Annotated in this window: 18 protein-coding genes and 1 pseudogene; 6 read left to right on the forward strand and 13 right to left on the reverse strand. The window is 69.7% G+C overall.

The genetic code is table 11. The features are described 5' to 3' along the window. Nucleotides 1-53 precede the first annotated feature (53 nt). Nucleotides 54-1,310: a formamidase gene (fmdA, locus tag CIK71_RS05800; RefSeq protein ID WP_096164185.1), complete on the forward strand. Its 1,257-nt coding sequence runs from the start codon at nt 54-56 to the stop codon at nt 1,308-1,310. A 57-nt stretch (nt 1,311-1,367) separates the two neighbouring features. Here the strand turns inward: fmdA and CIK71_RS05805 are convergent, their stop codons facing one another. Continuing rightward, entirely contained in the window at nt 1,368-2,141 is a 774-nt protein-coding gene (locus tag CIK71_RS05805; RefSeq protein ID WP_096164186.1) for a phosphotransferase, read from the reverse strand. 103 nt (nt 2,142-2,244) lie between these two features. On the opposite strand from CIK71_RS05805, the gene CIK71_RS05810 reads away from it, so the two are divergent. Next, nucleotides 2,245-3,021 carry a class I SAM-dependent methyltransferase gene (locus CIK71_RS05810; RefSeq protein ID WP_096164187.1) on the forward strand — a complete coding sequence of 259 codons (777 nt, stop codon included), beginning with the start codon at nt 2,245-2,247 and terminating at the stop codon, nt 3,019-3,021. A 2-nt stretch (nt 3,022-3,023) separates the two neighbouring features. Next, the gene (locus CIK71_RS05815) at nt 3,024-3,587 is read left to right on the forward strand and encodes a P-loop nucleotide/nucleoside kinase family protein (RefSeq protein WP_096164188.1); all 564 of its coding nucleotides are present in this window, start codon (nt 3,024-3,026) and stop codon (nt 3,585-3,587) included. 68 nt (nt 3,588-3,655) lie between these two features. Here the strand turns inward: CIK71_RS05815 and ilvD are convergent, their stop codons facing one another. From ilvD to CIK71_RS05830, 3 genes are read right to left on the reverse strand one after another with little or no spacing between them, the layout of a single operon-like run. Then, the gene (gene ilvD, locus CIK71_RS05820) at nt 3,656-5,374 is read right to left on the reverse strand and encodes a dihydroxy-acid dehydratase (RefSeq protein WP_096164270.1); all 1,719 of its coding nucleotides are present in this window, start codon (nt 5,372-5,374) and stop codon (nt 3,656-3,658) included. 42 nt (nt 5,375-5,416) lie between these two features. Then, nucleotides 5,417-6,673, reverse strand: a complete 1,257-nt coding sequence (locus CIK71_RS05825) for an alpha-hydroxy acid oxidase (protein ID WP_096164189.1) — start codon at nt 6,671-6,673, stop codon at nt 5,417-5,419. Nucleotides 6,674-6,731: 58 nt separating this feature from the next. Further along, the gene (locus CIK71_RS05830) at nt 6,732-8,468 is read right to left on the reverse strand and encodes an L-lactate permease (RefSeq protein ID WP_096164190.1); all 1,737 of its coding nucleotides are present in this window, start codon (nt 8,466-8,468) and stop codon (nt 6,732-6,734) included. Between the two features lie 301 nt (nt 8,469-8,769). On the opposite strand from CIK71_RS05830, the gene CIK71_RS05835 reads away from it, so the two are divergent. Continuing rightward, nucleotides 8,770-9,477, forward strand: a complete 708-nt coding sequence (locus tag CIK71_RS05835) for a FadR/GntR family transcriptional regulator (protein ID WP_245857306.1) — start codon at nt 8,770-8,772, stop codon at nt 9,475-9,477. Nucleotides 9,478-9,502: 25 nt separating this feature from the next. Here the strand turns inward: CIK71_RS05835 and CIK71_RS05840 are convergent, their stop codons facing one another. The 5 genes from CIK71_RS05840 to CIK71_RS05860 form a co-directional block, all read right to left on the reverse strand. Further along, entirely contained in the window at nt 9,503-10,660 is a 1,158-nt protein-coding gene (locus tag CIK71_RS05840; protein WP_096164192.1) for a bifunctional 2-methylcitrate synthase/citrate synthase, read from the reverse strand. Between the two features lie 58 nt (nt 10,661-10,718). Continuing rightward, on the reverse strand, nt 10,719-11,627 hold the full coding sequence (prpB, locus tag CIK71_RS05845; protein ID WP_096164193.1) for a methylisocitrate lyase: 909 nt from the start codon (nt 11,625-11,627) through the stop codon (nt 10,719-10,721). Further along, nucleotides 11,627-13,144, reverse strand: coding sequence for an MmgE/PrpD family protein (locus tag CIK71_RS05850; RefSeq protein WP_096164194.1), 1,518 nt, complete (start codon nt 13,142-13,144; stop codon nt 11,627-11,629). Before CIK71_RS05850 ends, prpB begins: the two co-directional genes overlap by 1 nt. Continuing rightward, a complete protein-coding gene (locus tag CIK71_RS05855) occupies nt 13,141-13,884 on the reverse strand; it encodes a GntR family transcriptional regulator (protein WP_096164195.1) in 744 nt (247 codons plus the stop codon). The genes CIK71_RS05850 and CIK71_RS05855 overlap by 4 nt, the downstream gene beginning before the upstream one ends. Nucleotides 13,885-14,046: 162 nt before the next feature. Then, the gene (locus CIK71_RS05860) at nt 14,047-14,880 is read right to left on the reverse strand and encodes a spermidine synthase (RefSeq protein ID WP_096164196.1); all 834 of its coding nucleotides are present in this window, start codon (nt 14,878-14,880) and stop codon (nt 14,047-14,049) included. Nucleotides 14,881-14,938: 58 nt separating this feature from the next. Between CIK71_RS05860 and CIK71_RS05865 the strand changes: the two genes are divergently transcribed. Then, nucleotides 14,939-15,421 carry a GNAT family N-acetyltransferase gene (locus CIK71_RS05865; RefSeq protein ID WP_096164197.1) on the forward strand — a complete coding sequence of 161 codons (483 nt, stop codon included), beginning with the start codon at nt 14,939-14,941 and terminating at the stop codon, nt 15,419-15,421. Between the two features lie 44 nt (nt 15,422-15,465). On the opposite strand, the gene CIK71_RS05870 is transcribed toward CIK71_RS05865, so the two are convergent. Then, nucleotides 15,466-15,822, reverse strand: coding sequence for an HIT family protein (locus CIK71_RS05870; protein ID WP_096164198.1), 357 nt, complete (start codon nt 15,820-15,822; stop codon nt 15,466-15,468). Nucleotides 15,823-15,868: 46 nt separating this feature from the next. Between CIK71_RS05870 and CIK71_RS05875 the strand changes: the two are divergent. Further along, nucleotides 15,869-16,045 (forward strand): annotated as a pseudogene (locus CIK71_RS05875) (DNA alkylation repair protein); the annotation flags it as partial. Nucleotides 16,046-16,086: 41 nt separating this feature from the next. On the opposite strand, the gene CIK71_RS05880 reads toward CIK71_RS05875, so the two are convergent. The 3 genes from CIK71_RS05880 to CIK71_RS05890 form a co-directional block, all read right to left on the reverse strand. Further along, nucleotides 16,087-17,496, reverse strand: coding sequence for a GNAT family N-acetyltransferase (locus tag CIK71_RS05880; protein WP_096164199.1), 1,410 nt, complete (start codon nt 17,494-17,496; stop codon nt 16,087-16,089). Nucleotides 17,497-17,574: 78 nt separating this feature from the next. Beyond that, nucleotides 17,575-19,761: a heavy metal translocating P-type ATPase gene (locus tag CIK71_RS05885; RefSeq protein WP_096164200.1), complete on the reverse strand. Its 2,187-nt coding sequence runs from the start codon at nt 19,759-19,761 to the stop codon at nt 17,575-17,577. 515 nt (nt 19,762-20,276) lie between these two features. Continuing rightward, nucleotides 20,277-20,810 (reverse strand): phosphoribosyltransferase family protein, encoded by a 534-nt coding sequence (locus tag CIK71_RS05890; RefSeq protein WP_096164201.1) that lies wholly within the window; start codon nt 20,808-20,810, stop codon nt 20,277-20,279. Nucleotides 20,811-21,113: the final 303 nt, after the last annotated feature.

The raw sequence follows: 21,113 nt of genomic DNA on the forward strand, positions 1-21,113 counted from the left end.
CCCTGGACCTGACGGCGCCGGTCCGCGGCGTCGCCGCTGTGGAAGGAGAGATCATGCCCGAGAACGTCTTCCCGCTGGATTCCACCAGACCCTTCACCGACCAGAAGATCCTGGGACACAACCGCTGGCACCCCGACATCCCGCCCGCGGTCAGCGTGCGCCCGGGGGACACCTTCCGCGCCGACTGCCGCGAGTGGTTCGACGGCTACATCAAGAACGACGACTCCGCCGAGGACATCGCGACCGCGCCGCTGCACACGGTGCACACCCTCTCCGGGCCGTTCCGCATCGAGGGAGCGAAGCCGGGCGATCTGCTGGTCGTGGACATCCTCGACGTCGGACCGATCCCGCAGGAGGACTCCGGGCCGCTGGCGGGCCAGGGCTGGGGCTATACCGGCATCTTCGCGAAGCGCAACGGCGGCAGCTTCCTCACCGACGAGTTCCCGGACGCCTACAAGGCGGTCTGGGACTTCCGCGGTGATCGCACGACGTCCCGCCATGTGCCGGGAGTCGAGTTCACCGGCATGATCCATCCCGGTCTCATGGGCACCGCACCGTCACCGGAGCTGCTGAAGACCTGGAACTCCCGAGAGGCCGCGCTGATCGCGACCGATCCGGACCGTGTTCCCGCGCTCGCCCTGCCGCCCGAGCCGGACGGTGCGGTCCTCGGAGGCGTCCCCGAGGAAGACCGGGAGCGCGTCGCCGGCGAAGGCGCCCGCACCGCTCCGCCGCGCGAGAACGGGGGCAACCAGGACATCAAGAACCTCACCAAGGGGACCCGGATCTTCTACCCCGTGTTCGTGGACGGTGCGAACTTCTCCGTCGGCGACCTGCACTTCAGCCAGGGCGACGGGGAGATCACGTTCTGCGGCGGCATCGAGATGGGCGGCTTCCTCGACCTCCATGTCGACGTCATCCCGGGCGGCATGGAGAAGTACAACGTCACCGAGAACGCGATCTTCATGCCCGGGAACACGGCGCCCCAGCACAGCCAGTGGCTCTCCTTCTCGGGCACCTCGGTCACCCTCGACGGCGAACAGCGGTATCTCGATTCGCACCTCGCCTACCAGCGGGCCTGCTTGCACGCGATCGACTATCTGTCGACGTTCGGCTGGTCGAAGGAGCAGGCCTACCTGCTGCTCGGTGCAGCACCGATCGAAGGCAGGTTCTCCGGGGTCGTGGACATCCCCAATGCCTGCGCGACCGTGTATCTTCCGCTAGACATCTTCGACATCGACATCCGGCCCGGAGCCGGTGAGGTGCCGCAGATCGATCCGGGGATCGGGGCGCCGCGCGCGAGCGTGAGCTGAGCGATCCAGAGGGCGGGCCCTGCGGTGCTGTGCAGCGTGGGGCCCGCTGCGCGCCGTCTAGGCGCTGGCGGCGTCCGTGAGGGTCCGGGCCCACAGCGGCTCGTGCACGGCGACATAGGCCGCCGCGGTGCGCCAATGCTCGCCGTGGCCCTCGGCGAACATCGACCCCCAGGGCTCGCGGCCGACGGCGTGCGCCTCGCGCAGCATCTCGTGCATCGCCTCGGTGCGCTCCGCCATCGCGCGGGGCAGGCAGACGCGCAGGTCGGCGTCCGCCCCGTAACCGTCGACGAGGGCCGCCAGGCGCGCGGCGGAGTCCGCGGGGTCGGCCGACGCATCGTTCAGCGTGAAGGCCTGCGCCGAGTAGGCGAGGTCCCACAGCCGGGTGCTCGGCGCGGCCCCGTCCCAGTCGATGAACACCCAGCGCTCGCCGAGGAGCAGGTTCCACGGGGTCAGGTCGCCATGGCAGATCAGATCGGTCGCACCGCCCGGCACCGGGAGCAGGGGCTCCCACGGGGCGTCGGCCGACGGAGAGAAGCCCTCGGAAGCGTCATGGATCGCGCGGATCAGCGCGCCGACGCGGGAGAGCCCGCGGAACGAGAGCTGTGGCGAGTGCAGGGCGAGCGTGCCGGGCACGAATTCGAGAATCTGCCGACCGTGCTGGTCGCGGCCCCGCGCCTCGGGCACATCAATGCCCGCTGCGGCGACGGTGCGCATCAGCTCGTGCACCGCGGCGGTGGTGGGCCCCCACGGCTTGCGCACCGTGTCGCCCACGCGCACCACGCCCTCGGTGGCGTTGCCGCCGTCGAGCGGGACCTCGTCCTCGATGGTCATCCGGCAAGAGTAGTCGCGCCGTCAGGTTCTTCACGAGACCGTCACCGATGCCTACGCCGCTCGGCTCGAGCGAGGGGAGCGAGGGGATGGCTACGCTGTGCGGATGGTGCAGCGCACATCAGAGGGCAGTGCAGGCGATGCGGACTACGGGGACATCGGGTCCTCCTACTCCAGGTACCGTCGCCCCGACCCGCGGATCGCCGCGGTGATCACCGCGGCGCTCGGGGACGCGCGCACGGTGCTGAACGTCGGGGCGGGCGCCGGATCCTATGAGCCGGCAGACCGTGAGGTGACTGCGGTGGAGCCGTCGGCGGCGATGCGAGCGCAGCGTCCCGCGACCCTGCCGCCCGCCCTCGACGCCACCGCCGAGCAGCTTCCCTTCGCGGACGACTCCTTCGATGCCTCGATGGCCACCTTCAGCGTCCACCAATGGCGGGACCCCGCTGCCGGACTGCGGGAGCTGCGACGGGTGACCCGCGGGCCGGTCGTGATCCTCACCTGTGACCCGAGCCGGGTCGAGCAGTTCTGGCTGCGTGAGTACGCGCCCGAGGTGCTCGCCGTCGAGGCGCAGCGCTATCCCTCGCTCGACGCGCTGGCCGACGGGCTCGGAGGGACGGTCACGAGCCGCGCGGTGGCGATCCCGCAGGCCTGCACCGACGGGTTCACCGAGGCCTACTACGGCCGTCCCGAGCGTCTGCTCGACGCGGAGGCGCAGCTGGCCTGCTCGGCGTGGAGCCTCGTGGACCCAGCCGTCATCGCCCGCTTCACCCAGCAGCTCACCGTCGACCTCCTCGAGGGCTCCTGGGATGCACGGCACAGCGAGCTGCGCACCCTGCCCCAGTACGAGGGCTCGCTCGTCCTCGTGGTCTCGGAGCCCTGAGAATGACACGTCCCCACTCCGTGCGACGCCCGCTGCTGGTGCTGCTCAACGGCGCTCCCGGCAGCGGCAAGTCCACGCTCGCAGAGCTCGTGGCCGCCGAGCGACCACTCGCCCTCGCGCTCGACATCGACCAGATCAAGCACTCCTTGAGCGGCTGGGATCGTGACCTGCACACCTCCGGGCTGCAGGCCCGTCGGCTCGCCGTCGCGCTGATCCGACAGCACCTCGCCGACGGGCACGACGTCATGCTCGGCCAGTACCTCGCGCGCACGCCGTTCCTCGAGGAGCTCGAACAGCTCGCCGCGGACTGCGGGGCACGCTTCGTCGAGATCGCGCTGATCCTGGACGAGGCGACGCTCGCACAGCGGCTGAGCGCGCGTCGAGAGCGACCTGACCGCCCCGAGCAGGCGGCGAACGACCGCTTCGTGGGCCCGGAGGATGCGAGTGAGCTGGTCGCGTCGATCGAGGAGGTGCTGTTCCAGCGTCCGGGCGCACACCGCCTCGACGCGAGGGAGAGCCAGGAGAGCGTGCGGGCACGGATCTCCGCACTGCTCAGCGCAGACTGAGCTCCCGCGCGTCGGCCGCCCCGTGGACCAGCACGAACGTCGACGGCGATGCGCTCACTCCGGGCCCGTCAGTCCCCGAGGATCGCGCCGGTCGAGGCGGACTGCACGAGCCTCACGTACTTGCCCAGCACGCCCTTGGTGAACTTCGGCGGCAGCGGCTCCCAGCCCTCGCGGCGACTCTCGAGCTCCGCCTCGTCGACCAGCAGGTCCAGGGCGCCCGTGCCCACGTCCAGCCGGATCCGGTCCCCGTCGCGCACGAAGGCGATGGGACCGCCGTCGACCGCTTCGGGCGCGATGTGGCCGACGCACAGTCCGGTGGTGCCGCCGGAGAAGCGACCGTCGGTCATCAGCAGCACGTCCTTGCCGAGGTCGGCACCCTTGATCGCGCCGGTGATCGCGAGCATCTCTCGCATGCCCGGCCCGCCCTTGGGGCCCTCGTAGCGGATCACGACCACGTCGCCGTGGGTGATGGTGCCGTCGTTCAGCGCGTCCAGCGCGTGCTGCTCCCGCTCGAAGACGCGGGCCGTGCCCTCGAAGACGTCCTCCTCGAAGCCCGCGGACTTCACCACGGCGCCCTCGGGGGCGAGCGAGCCGCGCAGGATGGTGATGCCGCCGGTCGGGGCGATCGGTGCGGTGGCCGGGCGCAGCACGGTCCCGTCGGCCGGGCGCGGAGCGAGCACCTCGAGGTTCTCGGCGATCGTGCGGCCGGTGACGGTCAGGCAGTCGCCGTCCAGCAGCCCTTCGTCCAGCAGGGTCTTCATGACCACCTGGATGCCGCCGACATGATCGACGTCGTTCATCACGTAGCGGCCGTAGGGCTTGAGATCCGCGAGGTGGGGGACCTTCGCGCCGATGCGGGCGAAGTCGTCGAGGGTCAGGTCGACGTCCGCCTCATGGGCGATCGCGAGCAGGTGCAGCACGGCATTGGTGGAGCCGCCGAACGCCTGGACCACCGCGATCGCGTTCTCGAAGGCGGCCTTGGTCATGATGTCGTGGGAAGTGATGCCCTGGCGGAGCATGCCGACCACGGCCTCGCCCGCACGGCGGGCATCGGCGTCACGGCGACGATCGGCCGACGGTGGGGTGGCCGACCCCGGGATGGACATCCCGATCGCCTCGGCGACGGTCGACATGGTGTTGGCGGTGTAGTACCCGCCGCAGGCCCCCTCGCCGGGGCAGATCGAGCGCTCGATCCGGCCCACGTCTTCCCTGCTCATGAGCCCGCGGGCGCAGGCGCCGACGGCCTCGAACCCGTCGATGATCGTCACGTCCTTCTCGCTGCCGTCGGTGAGGGTGACGCGACCGGGCATGATCGTGCCGGCGTAGACGAACACGCTGGCCAGGTCGAGACGGGCAGCGGCCATCAGCATGCCCGGCAGGGACTTGTCGCAGCCTGCCAGGAGCACCGAGCCGTCCAGCCGCTCGGCCTGCATGACCGTCTCGACGCTGTCGGCGATCAGGTCCCGGGAGACCAGCGAGTAGTGCATGCCGTCATGGCCCATCGAGATGCCGTCGGAGACGGAGATGGTGCCGAACTGCAGGGGATACCCGCCGCCGGAATGCACGCCCTCCTTCGCCGCCTGCGCGAGCCGGTCCAGCGACAGGTTGCACGGGGTGATCTCGTTCCACGAGCTCGCGATGCCGATCTGGGGCTTGACCCAGTCCTCGTCGCCCATCCCGACCGCACGGAGCATGCCGCGAGAGGTCGTGGCTCCGAGGCCGTCGGTGACCTGACGGCTGCGAGGCTTGATGTCCGGAGAGGTGTCGGAGGTGTCGTCGGTGCTCATGCCTCGAGCGTAGGTCTCCGCGCGACGGATGTACACGTGCCCTCAGGGCAGCCGCGGCGAACCCTCCTGATCCAGGCGGGAGTAGCGGCTGAGCTGGGTGACGTGCTCCGGGGTGAGATCGGCGAGAGTGGGCACCTGCAGCAGCTTCATCGTGCGCTCGACCTGGTCGGAGAGGATCTCGATGGTCCGGTCCACCCCCTCGCGCCCGCCGGCCATCAGGCCGTAGAGGTAGGCGCGGCCGATGAGCGTGAAGTCCGCGCCCAGGGCGATCGAGGCGACGATATCAGCCCCGCTGCGGATCCCGGTGTCCAGGATGATCTCCACGTCCTGGCCGATCTCGCGGGCCACCTGGGGGAGCAGCTGGAAGGGCACGGGCGCCCGGTCGAGCTGGCGGCCGCCGTGGTTGGACAGCACGATCGAGTCGACGCCCAGATCGGCGAGCTTCTTCGCGTCCTCGAGGGTCTGGACCCCCTTGACCGCGAACTTGCCCGGCCACATCGCGCGGATCTCCGCGAGGTCCTCGAAGTCGATCGAGGGGTCCATCGCCGAGTTCAGCAGCTCGCCGACGGTGCCCCCGGTCGCGGAGAGCGAGGCGAACTCGAGCTTCGCGGTGGTCAGGAAGTCCCACCACCACCAGGGCCGAGGGATCGCGTTCAGCACGGTGCCGAGGCTCAGCTGCGGCGGGATCGAGAATCCGTTGCGGGTATCGCGCAGCCGCGCCCCGGCGACGGGCGTGTCGACGGTGAAGAACAGGGTGTCGAAGCCGGCCTGCGCCGCCCGCTCGACGAGACCGTAGGAGGTCTCGCGCTCGTTCATGACGTAGAGCTGGAACCAGTTGCGTCCGTGGGGGTTCGCCGCCCGCACGTCCTCGATCGAGGTGGTGCCGAGGGTGGACAGGGTGAACGGGATCCCGGCGGCGCCGGCGGCCGAGGCGCCGGCGATCTCGCCCTCGGTCTGCATCAGCCGCGTGAAGCCGGTGGGGGCGATGCCGAAGGGCTGGGCCGAGCTGCCGCCGAGGATCTGCGTGGAGGTGTTCACCTCGGAGACGTCGTGGAGGATCGAGGGATGGAACTCGATGTCCTCGAAGGCCTGCAGCGAACGCTCCATCGAGATCTCGTCCTCGGCGGCACCGTCGGTGTAGTCGAAGGCGGCGGCGGGGGTGCGCCGTGCCGCGATCCGGCGCAGGTCCTCGACGGTCAGCGCCGCGGCGAGGCGGCGATGCTTCGGGTCGAGATCGAGCTTCTTGAACGACATGAGATCGAGGATCTCTGCAGGGCGGGGGATCTGGCGCTTGACCATGGGGTTCTCCTTCAGTGTGTGAGAGGTCGGTATCGGTGTTGCTGTGCAGTCGGTCAGCTCACTGGACGGGGATCATCCAGGAGAGCACCGTGGTGGACTGGAGGCCGACGAGGAGGCACAGGGCCACCAGCATGCCGAGGCTCCACCAGATGACCTTGCGGAAGATGGCGGACTCCTGGCCCACCAGGCCCACGGCGGTCGCGGCGATGGTGAGGTTCTGCGGGCTGATCATCTTGCCGACCACACCGCCGGAGGTGTTCGCGGCGACCAGCAGGGCCGGATCCAGCCCGGCGTTCTCCGCCGCGGTCTGCTGCAGCGTGGCGAACAGTGCGTTCGCACTGGTGTCGGAGCCGGTGACCGCAGTGCCCAACCAGCCGAGGATCGGGGAGAAGAAGGCGAAGGCGGCGCCGGTGCCGGCGATCCAGGTGCCGATGGTGATCGTCTGACCGGACTGGTTCATGACGTAGGCGAGGGCGAGCACCGCAGCGACGGTGAGGATCGAGTAGCGCAGCTTCACGACGTTCGTGAGGTAGACGTCCACGGCGTCCCGCACGGACAGCCGGTACACGAGCGCGACGATCACGCCGGTGATCAGCAGCAGCGTGCCGGGGGAGGAGAGCCACTGCAGCGCGTAGACCGTGCTCGTGGTGACCTCGCCGTCCGCGGTGAGCACGTTCCCGTCCAGCCCCGGCCAGGGGATGGTGATGTCGGTGGCCTCGAGCCAGGTGCTCAACGGCCCCGCCAGCTTCGACGCCGAGAAGATCACGATGACCAGCAGATAGGGGAACAGCGCCAGGAACACCCGGCCGGGGGTCAGGGCGGCGCCGGTGCGCGGGGGCGACTGCACGTCGACCTGCGAGGAACCGACCTCGGAGCCGGACCCCGGGCCCGTCCCCGAGGTGGCGTCGGCACCTGCATCGCTCGGCGAGGTGGCGTCGGCGTCCCGCTCCTCGGCCATCTTCGCGAGCGCGTCCTGGCCGCCGACGGGCTTCCACACCCGCAGCATGAGCACGGCGGCGGCGAGGCCCGCGAGCGAGGCGATGATGTCGGTGAGCTCGACGGAGAGGTAGTTCGAGGAGACGAACTGGCTGATCCCGAAGACCACGCCGACCACGAGGGCCAGGGGCCAGAGCTGCCGCAGACCGCGTTTCCCGTCGACCAGGAAGACCAGGAACAGGGGTACGAGCGCGGCGAGGAAGGGGGTCTGGTGACCGATGATCGCGCCGATGTGCTCGTAGTCGATGCCGGTGAGGTTGCCGGCGGTGATGATCGGGATCGCGATCGCGCCGAAGGCCACCGGGGCCGTGTTCGCGATCAGCACCACGGTCGCCGCTCGCATCGCGGTGAAGCCGATCGCCATCAGCATGACGCCGGTGATCGCGACGGGCGCCCCGAAGCCGGCGAGCGCCTCGAGCAGGCCGCCGAAGCAGAACGCGATGATGATGGCCTGGACCCGGGCATCGTCGGAGATCGCGTTGATGACCAGTCGGAGGTCCTCGAACCGTCCGCTGCGGACCGTCAGCTCGTAGAGCCAGATCGCGTTGAGGACGATCCACATGATCGGGAAGATGCCGAAGGCGAACCCCTGGGTGGCGGACAGCGCCACCAGGTGCGCCGGCATGCCGTACACGACCACGGCGACCAGGATCGCGACGGCGAGCGCGGCCAGCCCCGCCCAGTGCGCCTTCCAGCGCAGCACGCCCAGGGTGAGGAAGATCGTCATTAGCGGCAGGATCGCGATCATCGAGGACCACAGCAGGCTGTCCGCCAGCGGTGCGAGTTCTGGGGTGTACATCGGGACCTCCGACACTCCTCAGCGGCGTTGCTGCACTGCATCGCCGTCGATGTCGTGTCTCGTGAGTCGGGAGGAGCGATCCTGGGGGATCGCTCTGTGGTCAGACCATAAAGGAATACAGTGAGCGTAGGCCCTCCGGGGGAGGAGAGCAAGCACCCGGGAGAGGCGCGCGACCACGGCTGTGCGAGAACGCTGTACGAGGACGCTGTGCTAGAACAGGGCAATGGTCGAGCGCAGAGATGGTGATGAGGTCGGACCGCAGGAGGGACGGGCCTCCGGTGCGGGCGCGACGTGGCGCCCGGTGACACGGAGCAGCACGCATGAGCTGGTCATCGAGGCGATCGAGGATCAGATCATGTCGGGTGCGCTCGTCGTCGGCGACCTGCTTCCCCCCGAGCGTGAGCTCGCCGCGCAGCTGAAGGTCAGCCGCGCCGGCGTGCGGGAAGCCATCCGGGTGCTCGAAGGGCACGGCGTGCTGCGGTCCGACGTCGGCTCCGGGCGTGGCGCGGGCACCTTCGTCGCCTCGCTGCCGAGCGCGGCCCTGGCCCGGTTCCTGCGCCTCCACGTCGCCCTGTCGAACTTCCGCATCCAGGAGGTCGTCGAGGCCCGCGTGATCCTCGAGCAGGCCAGCGCCTCGCTCGCGGCCGAGCGCGCCGAGGAGTCCGCCGTCGAGGAGCTGCGACGTCTGGTCGCGGTGATGGACGAGCCCGGCGTGGACCGCGAGGCCTTCAACGACGCTGACACCGCCTTCCACCTCGCGATCGCCCAGGCCGGCGGCAACTCCCTGTTCTCCGACATGACCGGGGCGATCCGCGGCTCGCTGCGCGCCCCGATCCTCGAGGCGTTCACCAAGGTGGACGACTGGGACGGGATGGTCTCGATGCTGCGCGACCAGCACCACGGGATCCTCGAGGCGATCGCGCAGGGGGAGGTCCAGCGGGCAGGGGAGCTGACCGCGGCGCACATCCGCGCTGCGACCGCCGCCCTGCCCGACCTCGACGGAGCCTGAGCGGGACCGGTCTTTGGGCGCGGGATCAGACTCCCGGCACGTGCCGCTCATCCGGACCGTCGTACTCCGACAGCGGCCGGATCAGGGAGTTCGCCGCTCGTTGCTCCATGATGTGGGCGGCCCATCCGGTGATCCGGGCGGCGATGAACAGCGGCGTGAACATCTCCGTGTCGAAGCCCATCAGGTGGTACGTGGGACCGGCCGGATAGTCGAGGTTCGGCTTGATCCCCTTGGCCTCGTCCATCGACTGCTCGAGCCCGTCGTACAGGCCCAGCACCTCTGGACGCCCGACGTGCTCGATCATCGTGTCCATGGCGGTCTTCATCGTCGGCACCCGGGAGTCGCCGTGCTTGTAGACGCGGTGCCCGAAGCCCATGACCTTCTTCTTCTGGGCGAGGGCGTCGTCCATCCAGGCCTTGGCCCGGGCGCGGGCCTCGTCCTGGGGCTCCTCCGGGCGGATCCCGATCTCGTCGAAGGTGTGCATCACGGCTTCGTTCGCACCGCCGTGCAGCGAGCCCTTGAGCGCTCCGATCGCGCCGGTCACGGCCGAGTGCAGATCGGACAGGGTCGACGTGATCACCCGGGCGGTGAAGGTCGAGGCGTTGAAGGAGTGCTCGGCGTACAGCACCATCGAGACGCGGAACGCCTCGACGATCTCGTCGGCCTGCTCCTCGCCGAATGTCATCCACAGGAAGTTCCGGGAGTAGTCCAGATCCTCGCGCGGGGGCACCGGGTCGGTCGGGCCGCCTGCCCGGCGTCGGCGCTGCTCATAGGCGATCACCGCCGGCAGCTGGGCGAACAGGCGCCTCGCCTTCTCCCGCTCCGCCTCCGGCGAGGAGTCCTCGGCGTCGGGGTCCAGGCCGCCGAGCAGGGAGACGGCGGTGCGCACCGAGTCCATCGGATGGCAGCTCGTGGGCAGGGAGTCCATCACCGTCTTCACCTCGGGGGCCAGAGCGCGATGGGAGCGCTCGTGGCGAAGTGCCGCCTCCAGCTCGACCGTGGTGGGCAGCTCTCCTGTCCACAGCAGGTGCGCCACGGCCTCGAAGGGCTGGGAGGCGGCCAGCTCGGGCACGGGATAGCCGCGGTAGAGCAGGGAGTTGGTCTCCGGATTGACCTTGGAGATGGCGGTGACGTCGGCGACGACCCCGTTCAGCCCCTTGCGGATCTCGGTGGTCTCGTTCATGTCTCGCTCCTGTGGTCGACGGCGATGTCGGGATGCATGCTGAGGTGCGGGTCGGTGATCAGCGGTCGGCGGTGGGCACCTCGAAATCGAAGACCGAGGTGTCGAATCGGTTGTAGGCCTCGTAGTCCACCAGTTCGTAGAGGCGGGCGCGAGTGAGCATCTCATCCACCCGGGAGGCCTGGGTACCCTCCGCCAGAATCGTCTCCAGCACGCGTTCGGCCGCACCCATCGCGGCGCGCAGCAGCGTGACCGGGTAGATCACCATCGCCACACCGGCCTCGGCGAGCTGGGTGCGGGTGAAGAGCTCGGACTTCCCGAACTCGGTCATGTTCGCCAGCACCGGCACGTCCACCGCGGCGCACACCTGCTCGAACTCCGAGAGGTCCGCGAGCGCTTCGGGGAAGATCGCGTCGGCCCCGGCATCGACCAGGGCCTTCATCCGGTCGATCGCGGAGTCCAGCCCGGAGGTGGCGCGCAGATCGGTGCGGGCCATCACCAGGAAGTCGTCGTCGCGGCGCCCGTCGGCCGCGGCGCGGATGCGCTTCGTCGCGGTCTCCAGGTCCACCATCGACTTGCCGTCGAGGTGTCCGCAGCGCTTGGGGTTGACCTGGTCCTCGATGTGGCAGCCGGCCAGGCCGGCGTCCTCGAGCTCCTGCACGGTGCGCGCCACGTTCATCGGTTCGCCGAAGCCGGTGTCGGCGTCGATCAGGCACGGCAGGTCGGTGGCCGCGGCGATCTGCCGGCCGCGGGCGGCGACCTCGCTGAGCGTGGTGAGCCCGATGTCGGGCAGGGCGAGCTCGTTCGAGATCACGGCGCCGGAGATGTAGGCGCCGGGGAAGCCCTTCTCCTGGATCAGCCGGGCGGAGAGCGGGGTGAACGCCCCGGGGAACGGCTGGGCGGCTCCGGGCTCGAGCAGAGCACGCAGGTCCTGCCGCTTCTGGGTGGCGGTCCGGGTGGAGTTCAGCATCAGAGCAGTCCCTTCGGCCCGGCGGCAGGATCGACGACCCCGGTCGCGGTGCGGATGTTCAGCCGTCCCAGCTCTCCGGCGGTGAGCTCCGGCAGGTTCGCGGCGGTCTCCAGGAAGCGCTCGATCTCGGCATCGTCCACGAGCCCGTCGGCCAGGGAGCGGAACTTCTGGATGTACTGCGCGCGGGCGAACGGACGGGCGCCGAGGGGATGCGCGTCGGCCACGGCGATGCTGTCCTCGATGACGGTGCCATCGGTGAGCGTGATGCGCACATCGCCGCCGAAGGCCTTCTCCTTCAGGTCCAGGGAGTGGTAGCGGCGCGTCCACTCCGGATCCTCCTGCGTGGTCACCTTCTGCCACAGCGCCACGGTGTCCGCCCGTCCGGCCCGTTCCGGGGCGTAGGAGCGCTCGTGGTGCCAGGTGCCGTCCTGCAGGGCGACGGCGAAGATGTACGGGATCGAGTGGTCCAGGGTCTCGCGGGAGGCCGACGGATCGTACTTCTGGGGATCGTTGGCCCCGGAGCCGATCACGAAATGCGTGTGGTGCGAGGTGCGGATCAGCACCGAGTCCACCTGCGCAGGATCGGTCGCCTCGGGATGCTCGGTGTGCAGTCGGCGGGCCAGGTCGATCCAGGCCTGCGCCTGGTACTCCGCCGAGTGCTCCTTGGTGTAGGTCTCCAGGATCGCGCGCTTGGCCTCGCCCGGCGCCGGCAGCGGCACGGTGTAGCGGGCCTCGGGGCCGTCCAGCAGCCACGCGATCACGCCGTCCTCGCCCTCGTAGATCGGCACCGGCGAGGTCTGCCCGCGCATCGCGCGGTCCACGGCCTCGATCGCCATCTTCCCGGCGAAGGCGGGGGCGTGGGCCTTCCAGGTGGAGATCTCGCCCTTGCGGGACTGCCGGGTGGCGGTGGTGGTGTGCAGGGCCTGCCCGATCGCCTGGAACACCGTCTCGGTGTCCAGCCCCAGCAGGGTGCCGATCCCGGCCGCGGCCGACGGGCCCAGGTGCGCCACGTGGTCGATCTTGTGGGCGTGCAGGCTGATGGCGCGCACGAGGTCCACCTGCAGCTCGTAGCCCGTGGCGACCGCCCGGATCAGGTCGTGGCCGGAGCATCCCGCATGCTCGCCGACGGCGAGGATCGGCGGGATGTTGTCCCCGGGATGGGAGTACTCCGCCGCCAGGAAGGTGTCGTGGAAGTCGAGCTCGCGCACTGCTACGCCGTTGGCCCAGGCGGCCCATTCGGGGGACGTCTTCTGGTCGATCCCCATGATGCTCGCGCCGCGGCCGCCGGTGGAGACCGGATGGCTGAGGGCCTGGGCACGGGCGGAGACGATCGGGGCGCGGCCGACGGAGGCGACCGCCACGGAGGCGTTGTCGATGATCCGGTTGATGATCATCTCCTGCACGTCGGCCTCGACCGCGACCGGATCGGTCGCGACCTCGGCCATGGCCCAGGCGAGCTGCCCCGAGCGGGGAAGGTTCTCCTCGGATCGGTGGACGCGGACGTCGTGGTCTCTCATGCGGTCGTCTCCTTCAGTCGGGCCTCGGGGCCGAGGGCGGTGCTGGCGGTACTGGGCTGCGCGGGGCCGCCCGGCGGTGGGGGATCGGGCGCGGGGAGCGACGCCGTCCGCAGATGGGACAGTGCGTGCTGCAGATGCAAGACGGTGGCGGCTGCGGCGAGCTCCGGATTGGTGCCGGCCACCGCGCGGGCGATGGCGGCGTGCTCGCGGGCGGACTCGGCCAGGCGCTCGGGCGAATGGCGAGAGAGCCGGCGCAGCCGGACGAGGTGGATCCGCACGGTGCGCAGCGAGTCGGTGAGATAGGCGTTCCCGCTCGTGGAGTCGATGGCGCGGTCGAGCTCCTCGGTCAGCGCGTAGTACTCGCTGGGCTCGGCGCCCTCCCTGAGGGGCGCGACGGCGTCCTCGAAGCGGACGGCGAGACCGGAGAACAGCTCTCGGGCCGCGGGGTCGTGCTGCGCGTTCTCGGCCGAGCGCCGCACCGCGAGCACCTCCAGAGCGATTCGCAGGTCGAACAGCGGGGCCGCTTCGTCGAGGGAGACCGCAGTGACCACGACGCCGCGCCCTGCGGAGGGCGCCGCCAGCCCGTCGGCGACCAGGCGGCCGAGCGCCTCACGCAGCGGGGTCCGGGAGATCCCGAGCCGGGCGGACTGCTCGACCTCGGCCAGCACGGACCCGGGGGCGAGGTCCCCCGCGATGATCTCCTCGCGGAGGGTGAGGTGAGCCCGATCGCTGGCACGCATACCCGCAGTGTATACACACTCGGGCATCAAATGAGATCGGTCCCATGGATGCCGACGTGGATCGAAGTGATGGTCGATCACTGTATACAAAACGGGCGAGTGTCGACGGAGATGCCGCCCGCGGGCATGTCGTCGGCGGGGACGTGGTCAGCGATCCGCTGGTCAGCGGCGTCGGCCGATCTCGCGGAAGGCCTCGACCGTCTCGTCGGGGTCCAGAACCGCAGCAGGATGCGGGCCGGCTCTCTTCCACGCGGTGCGCCACTGCTCGACATCGGGGGAGGAGAGCGCACCGCCCGCGAGCAGCACCATGTTCCCGTCGGCCGGGCGGGTCAGCAGCGAGGCGTGAGTCAACGTCCACACCCCCGAGAGGCCTCGATCCTCGGCGGCGTCCTCGAGGTCGCGGACCTGCTGGGCGAGGAACCGCTGACCGGCGTCGTCACCGACGTTGACCAGCAGCAGGCCGTTCTCCTCGAGGTGGTCGAGGGCCTCGAGATAGAAGTCCTTCGAGGCGAGGTGGGCGGGGGAGGACTCGCCGGAGAACACGTCGATCACGAGAGCATCGAAGCGTCGACCATCCATCGCGGCGAGCTCCTCGCGGGCGTCACCGATCACGATCTCCAGGTCTGTTCCGACGGGCAGCGGCAGGGCTGTCGTGACGAGGGTGGGCAGCTCGCGTTCGATCTCGATCGTGAGCTGGGCCGAGCCGGGCCGAGTGGTCTGCACGTAGCGGGCGAGGGTCAGCGCGCCCGCCCCGAGATGCGCGATCCGGATGGGCTCGCGGGCCGGACGGAAAGCATCCAGGACGTGGGTCATGCGCAGCAGGTACTCGTGCACGATGTGCGTCGGGTCCGCGAGATCCACATGGGACTGCTCGGCGCCGCCGATCTGCAGCACCCAGCCGCCGTCCACCTCGTCCTTCACGATCCACGCGGGCTGGTCGGAGAACGCCAGCTGCACGCTGCGCTGAGAGGCCGGAGGGAGGGCGGAGGGGGTCATGGCCTCATTGTGCGCGATCCGCAGGTCGGGGCGGGCTGGGCAGGGGAGAATACCGATCATGGACATTCTGGAACTCGACGGCATGCACGTCACGGTGGCCCGCGCCCAGGTCGACGATCTTCCCGCGATCATCTCGCTCCTGGCGGACGACGTGCTGGGCCGTGACCGCGAGAGCACCGATGCGGAGCCGTACGAGACGGCGTTCCGGCAGATCGAGCAGGATCCGAACCAGCTCGTGATCGTGGTGCGTGAGGCGGACGCGGCCGACGGGCCGATGCTGGCGACGATGCAGCTCACCCTCATGCCGAGCCTGTCCCGCGGCGGTGCCGTCCGGCTGCAGATCGAGGCGGTCCTGGTGGCGGCGTCGACCCGGGGGACCGGGCTCGGGACGGCGCTGTTCCAGTGGGCGCACGAGTGGGGCCGTGAGCACGGAGCACGCCTCGCGCAGCTGACCACCGATTCCTCGCGCACCGGCGCGCATCGCTTCTACGAGCGGCTCGGCTACGAGGCGAGCCACGTGGGGTTCAAGCTGCCCCTGTGACCCTGCCGAGTGTGGTGCCCGGCGTCGGGCGTCGGGCGTCGGGTTCAGCGTCGCGGGCCGGAGTGCACGTGGACGTGCAGGTGCTTGGAGTCCTGATAGTCGCCGAGGTTCGTGAGCACCGCCGCCGCCCCGTGCTCGTCCTCCACTGCGCGGGCGACCTGCTGCACGGCGGCCAGCACGGCCCGCACATCGGCCTCGTCCTCGGGGCCCGCCGTGGTGAGGGACGCGATGTGCCTCTTCGGCACGACGACGATGTGCACGCTCCAGAACGGCCGGGTGTGGTGGAAGGCGAGCACCCGTTCGTCCTCGTGGACGACGTCCAGCGCTCCCGGATCCGGGAGCGCCACATCGCAGTAGAAGTCCGAGCCGGAGTACGAGAGGGCCGAGGGGGGAGTGGTCATTCCTCCAGTATCCAGGCCGTCGCGCCCCACGTATTCCCGGTCGCGAGCGATGAACGCCTGCCTTGCCCAGATCGGGATCACGCACCCCGAGCTGCGTGAGCGGGCCAAGGACAACGGCGAGCGGCTCGGCGTGCTGAGGGACTATCCGACCCCGCCGAACTGCACCTCACCCTTCGCGCCGATCTGGATCGACGAGACGGTCCGGAGAGGCAGCGCCGGCTGAGACGCCGCTCGCCCCGCCGTGGTGGGGCGGCTCCTGAGCGGTCAGTATCCGATGCTCAGCTGCAGCGGGGCTGCCGGCGCGAACGCGACGTCGAGCCACGCCGTCGCCGTGGCGTCGGCCATGACGCGACCCGCTGCGGCGAGGGTGCCCCATCGGGCCTCGCCGTGCAGCAGCGAGCTCAGCTCCGAGATGCCCACCTGCACCACGGCGGCATCGGGCGCTGCGTCCGCGGAAAGCTGCTGGACGCTGCCGGTTCCTTCGTCGTCGACGGTGAGGAGGAAGCGTCCGCCGGTGATCGCCAGCGGGTCCTCCACCTCGAGCACGACGGACCCGGCCGCGCGGTAGCGGCGGGCTCCGAGGGCGGCGGCGACGTCGAGGATGCGCACCCAGTGGTGGTCGTGCTCCGTGGACGTCAGTGCCCGCTGGTCCTCGAGCATCCAGCGCACCGGCTCGTCGAGCGAGCGCAGGTTCGCCGTGACCGTGCCGATCAGGTCGTGCGTGAGCGCGAAGCGCCACAGCGCCGCGTACGCGTCGGTGGACGCGGCCAGCAGACTCTGGATCCGCAGGGCCGCTTTCCCGTCGGCCTCCTTGATGCTGTAGACGACCACGCCGCGCACGCGCCCCTCGTCGTCCGTGTACTGGACCGCGCGGAAGCCCTTCTCCTCCTCCTCGGGGTGCAGTCCGGCGGCGTCGCGCCACAGACCGGGCCAGCCGGTGACCTCCCCGGGTCGCTCCGCCACCGTCTCCGCATGAAGGCTCGCGAGCGCTCGCATCGCCTCCTCGCGCTCGATCGGGTCGATACGTCCGCGACCCTCTTCGACGGGCCGCGGCCCCACCCAGCCGGCGCGCCGGTTATCGATCGTGAACTGTCGTGCGCCGACGGACGGGCCGAAACCGTAGCGTCCGTAGATCGTCGCCTCGGACACGGTCAGGCCTGCAACCGCATAGCCCGCGCCTGCCGCCGCCCGCAGCTCACCCTCGAGCATGGCGCGGGCGATGCCGCGCCGCCGATGTGTGGACGACACCGTGACCACGCTGATCGCCCACATCGGCACGATGCATCCGGGATCGAGCACCAGGCCGGTGCCCCAGGTCCCGATCGTCGCCACCGGCGTCTCGGCATGCGGGGCGGCGGGATCGAACACCCCGACCAGCCTCCCGTCGAGCTGCAGCAGCGTGCTGCGCCAGCCCACCAGGTGCTCGGCGCGATCCTCCAGGAAGCCGCGACTGATCGCCTGCACGAAACGCTCATAGGCGGCGTCGTCCCGCGCATCGATCGTGCGGTACTCCAGGCCGCGGGACCGCAGGGCCTCGCCCGAGGCCCGATCCAGCGGCACCTCGGCGGCCGGTGTCCAGGCCGGCAGTCCGTGCGGGGCGGGCAGGGCGTCGAGCGCGGCGATAGCGTCCTCGAGCGTGGGGGCAGGGGCAGTCGATGAGGCAGGGTTCGTCATGAGGATCAGAGTAGTTTCTCCCAGGTAGGGGCACTGTGCGTTCTCCGGGATGCGGCCGCGGGTCCCGGTGCGGGCGGGTCAGCGACGAGTCCGCATGGCGGTGACCGACGCCTCCGGGCGCAGATCCAGGCGTCGCAGGAGCTGGGCGTTCAGGGCGACGACGACGGTGGACAGGGACATCAGGACCGCTCCGACGGACATCGGCAGGACGAATCCGACGGGAGCGAGGACCCCGGCTGCCAGCGGCACGGACAGCAGGTTGTACCCCGCAGCCCACCAGAGGTTCTGTCTCATCTTGCGATAGGCCGCTCGGGAGAGCTCGATGACCGAGAGCACCGATCGCGGATCGGAGCCGGCGAGCACGACCCCCGCGGAGGCGATCGCGACGTCCGTGCCGGCACCGATGGCGATACCGACATCCGCCTGAGCGAGGGCAGGGGCATCGTTGACGCCGTCGCCGACCATCGCGACCTTCTTGCCCTCCGTCTGGAGCTGGGCGACCGTGGAGGACTTGTCCTCGGGCCGTACCCCGGCGAAGACACGGTCGATACCGAGCTCGCGACCGACGCTGTGCGCGACCGCCTCGGCGTCACCGGTGATCATGACGACCTCGACACCCACGCTGTGCAGGGCATCGATGGCCTCGCGGGACTCGGGACGCACCTCGTCGGTGAGCTTGAGCCCCCCGATCACGTCGCCATCACGGAGGACGTGGAGGATGATCGCTCCCTCCTGACGCCAGGCCTCGGCCTCTGCGATCTCGCGGGCTCCGGTCTCCTCGAGCAGTCGGGGGCCGCCGACGCGGATCTCCTGTCCGTCGACCCGGGCGCTGACTCCCAGAGCGGGGGTGGACGTGATGTCGGAGCCCGGAGGGATGTGGATCCCGTCGGCCTGGGCCCTCGCGACGATGGCGCGCGCCAGCGGGTGCTCGCTCTCCCCTTCGGCGGCGGCAGCGTGAGCCAGCACCTCGGCCTCCTGCGCGCCGCGAGCGATGACCTCGGCGAGGACGGGCTCGCCCTTGGTGAGGGTGCCGGTCTTGTCGAACAGGACGGTGTCCACGGTGCGCATCGCTTCCAGCGCCAGCCGGTCCTTCACCAGGACTCCGCCGCGGGCGGCCCGTTCCGTCGCGATCGACACGACCAGGGGTATCGCGAGTCCCAGGGCATGGGGGCAGGCGATCACCAGGACGGTGACCGTGCGGATGACAGCGTCATCAGGCATGCCGAGCAGCGACCAGGTGATCGCGGTGATCACGGCGGCGCCGAGTGCGAACCAGAACAGCCACGCCGCAGCGGTGTCTGCGATGCGCTGCGCCCGGGAGGAGGAGTTCTGCGCTTCGGTCACCAGGCGCTGGATGCCGGCGAGGGCGGTGTCATCCCCGGTGGCGGTGACCTCGATGCGGAGGCTGGAGTCGGTGGCGACGGTGCCCGCCACGACGGACTCTCCGGTGGAACGCGTCACGGGCCGGGACTCACCGGTGACCATGGATTCGTCCACGTCGGCGCGGCCTTCACGGATCGTTCCGTCGGCCGGGATGTTCGCTCCGGGGCGCACGAGGACCAGGTCCCCGTGTCGCAGCTCGGTGGGCGAGACGCTCACGAGGTCGTCGCCCTCGATGCGTTCTGCCGTGTCCGGCAGCAGCGCGGCCAAGGAATCGAGGGCGGACGTCGTCTGGGCGAGGGAGCGCATCTCGACCCAGTGCCCCAGCAGCATGATCACGACCAGCAGGGCGAGCTCCCACCAGAATTCCAGCTGGTGGTCGAGGATCCCGAGGGTCGCTCCCCAGGAGGCGATGAACGCGACGGTGATCGCGAGGCCGATCAGCAGCATCATCCCGGGCTGTCGGGAGCGGATCTCCGAGACTGCGCCGGTGAGGAAGGGGCGACCGCCCCAGACGTACATGACGGTGCCGAGGAGAGGAGCGATCCACAGCGCTCCGGAGAAGTCGGGAACGCTGTATCCCAGCAGCATCGCGAACATCGGCGAGAACACGACCACCGGCACCGCGAGGATCAGGTTGATCCAGAACAGCCGTCGGAACTGTGCGACGTGGTCCCCATGGTCGGAGTGGCCCTCATGTCCCGAATGGCCTTCATGTCCCGAGTGACCTTCGTGGTCACCATGCGATCCGTGGCCTTGCTGCGCAGCGGGGGCGTCGTGCTCCGCGAGGCCGGTGCGGCCGTCGGGAGGCGTCGAGGAGAGGTGGGAATGCTGCGAGCCGAGGTCGCCGGGGGAGTGGCGGTGAGCGTGGTTGTCAGCGTTCATACCTCTGACTATATACCCCTAGGGGGTATACGTCGAGGGCGTGGGGCTGGTCTGGCGGGTGGGTCGTGCGCCCTTCCGTCGGCAATGTTGAGCGGGAGTCTTGCTGTTGTAGGTTCTCGCGCGATCTGTCAGGGGTGCAGCGCGGTGACCTGCGGTGCGACAAGTGGGGCACATGCCCGGATTCTCACTAATTTGTCCAAATCCTCAGCTTGCCTGCGCTGTAGCGCTGTCGCGACCTGCGGGAATGTGTCGGAGCGCCTCCGTGCCGGCCCCTGGGTGACACGAAAGCGAGAATCTGACAATTGGCCCGGAACCTACACCGGAATCCACTTGTAGGTTCTCGCGCGATCTGTCAGAAGCGCGGCGCTGTGACCTGCGGTGTGAGACACGGGCAAGGTGTCCAGATTCTCACTAAGTTGTCAGATTCCTCAGGAATGCCGCCGCGTAAACCGAGGCAGTGCGAAGCTCTTGTCTGCAAGCTGTCTGCGTCACAGCGTTCGGTCGAGACCGCCGACTTACGGAAGTTCGTTGCCGCTGACGATCGATCGAATGTCGGGGAGGGAGCTGCGGGCCGCCTCATCCGCCTCGTCGACGATGACGGCAACATTGACGAGGCGAGCACCGGTGGCTTCGATCAGCTGCCGCGCGGACATGGCCTGGCTTCCGGTTTCGATCCAGTCATCGACGAGCGAAACTCGGACTCCGGGGCCCAGGTGGTCCGTCCTGGCCGACAGCTTTTGGATCCTGCCTCGGTAGTCGGGGGCGCTCTCGACTGTTGCTGTGTCACCGGGGAACATGGCATCTCCCTTGCGGATCGGGGAGAAGCCCAGCCCAAGTGTCAGGGCAACCATCGGTGCCAGGACGAAGCCTCGGGCTTCGATGCCCATGATCACGTCGGGGCCGTCGATCGAAGCGAGGTGTGCCAGCTCGGAAACGATGGATTCCAGAGAGTGGGCTTCCCGGAGCATATTCCAGGTGTCTGCGTCGCCGTCTACCCAACGGAAGTGGGTGAGGACGTCGGATGCAGCTGTGGAGCGATCGGCAATCATGACTCGACCGTAGACGGGTGGGCTTGCCGCAGCGAGCGAATATCAGCATCTCGAACGACCGTGTGCCACGGACCTGCAGGAGTTTCCGGCTGGGTTTCGCCTCCGACAGAGCCCTGGTCGAGGAACGGAACGACTTCGCGTAGCTAGATCTGCAAGGCGAGTGCGAACACTCCGTCGCCGGGCAGATGGCAACGGGAGCTGACTCGCGCCCGCGTCCCCATGGCCGTCTACTGACACATCGGTGAGACCACTGACATGCCACTGCCAGATCGATGGGATTACTGGCTCTTCAGAGTTGAGTGT

This window comes from Brachybacterium alimentarium (assembly GCF_002332425.1).
Taxonomy (GTDB): domain Bacteria; phylum Actinomycetota; class Actinomycetes; order Actinomycetales; family Dermabacteraceae; genus Brachybacterium; species Brachybacterium alimentarium.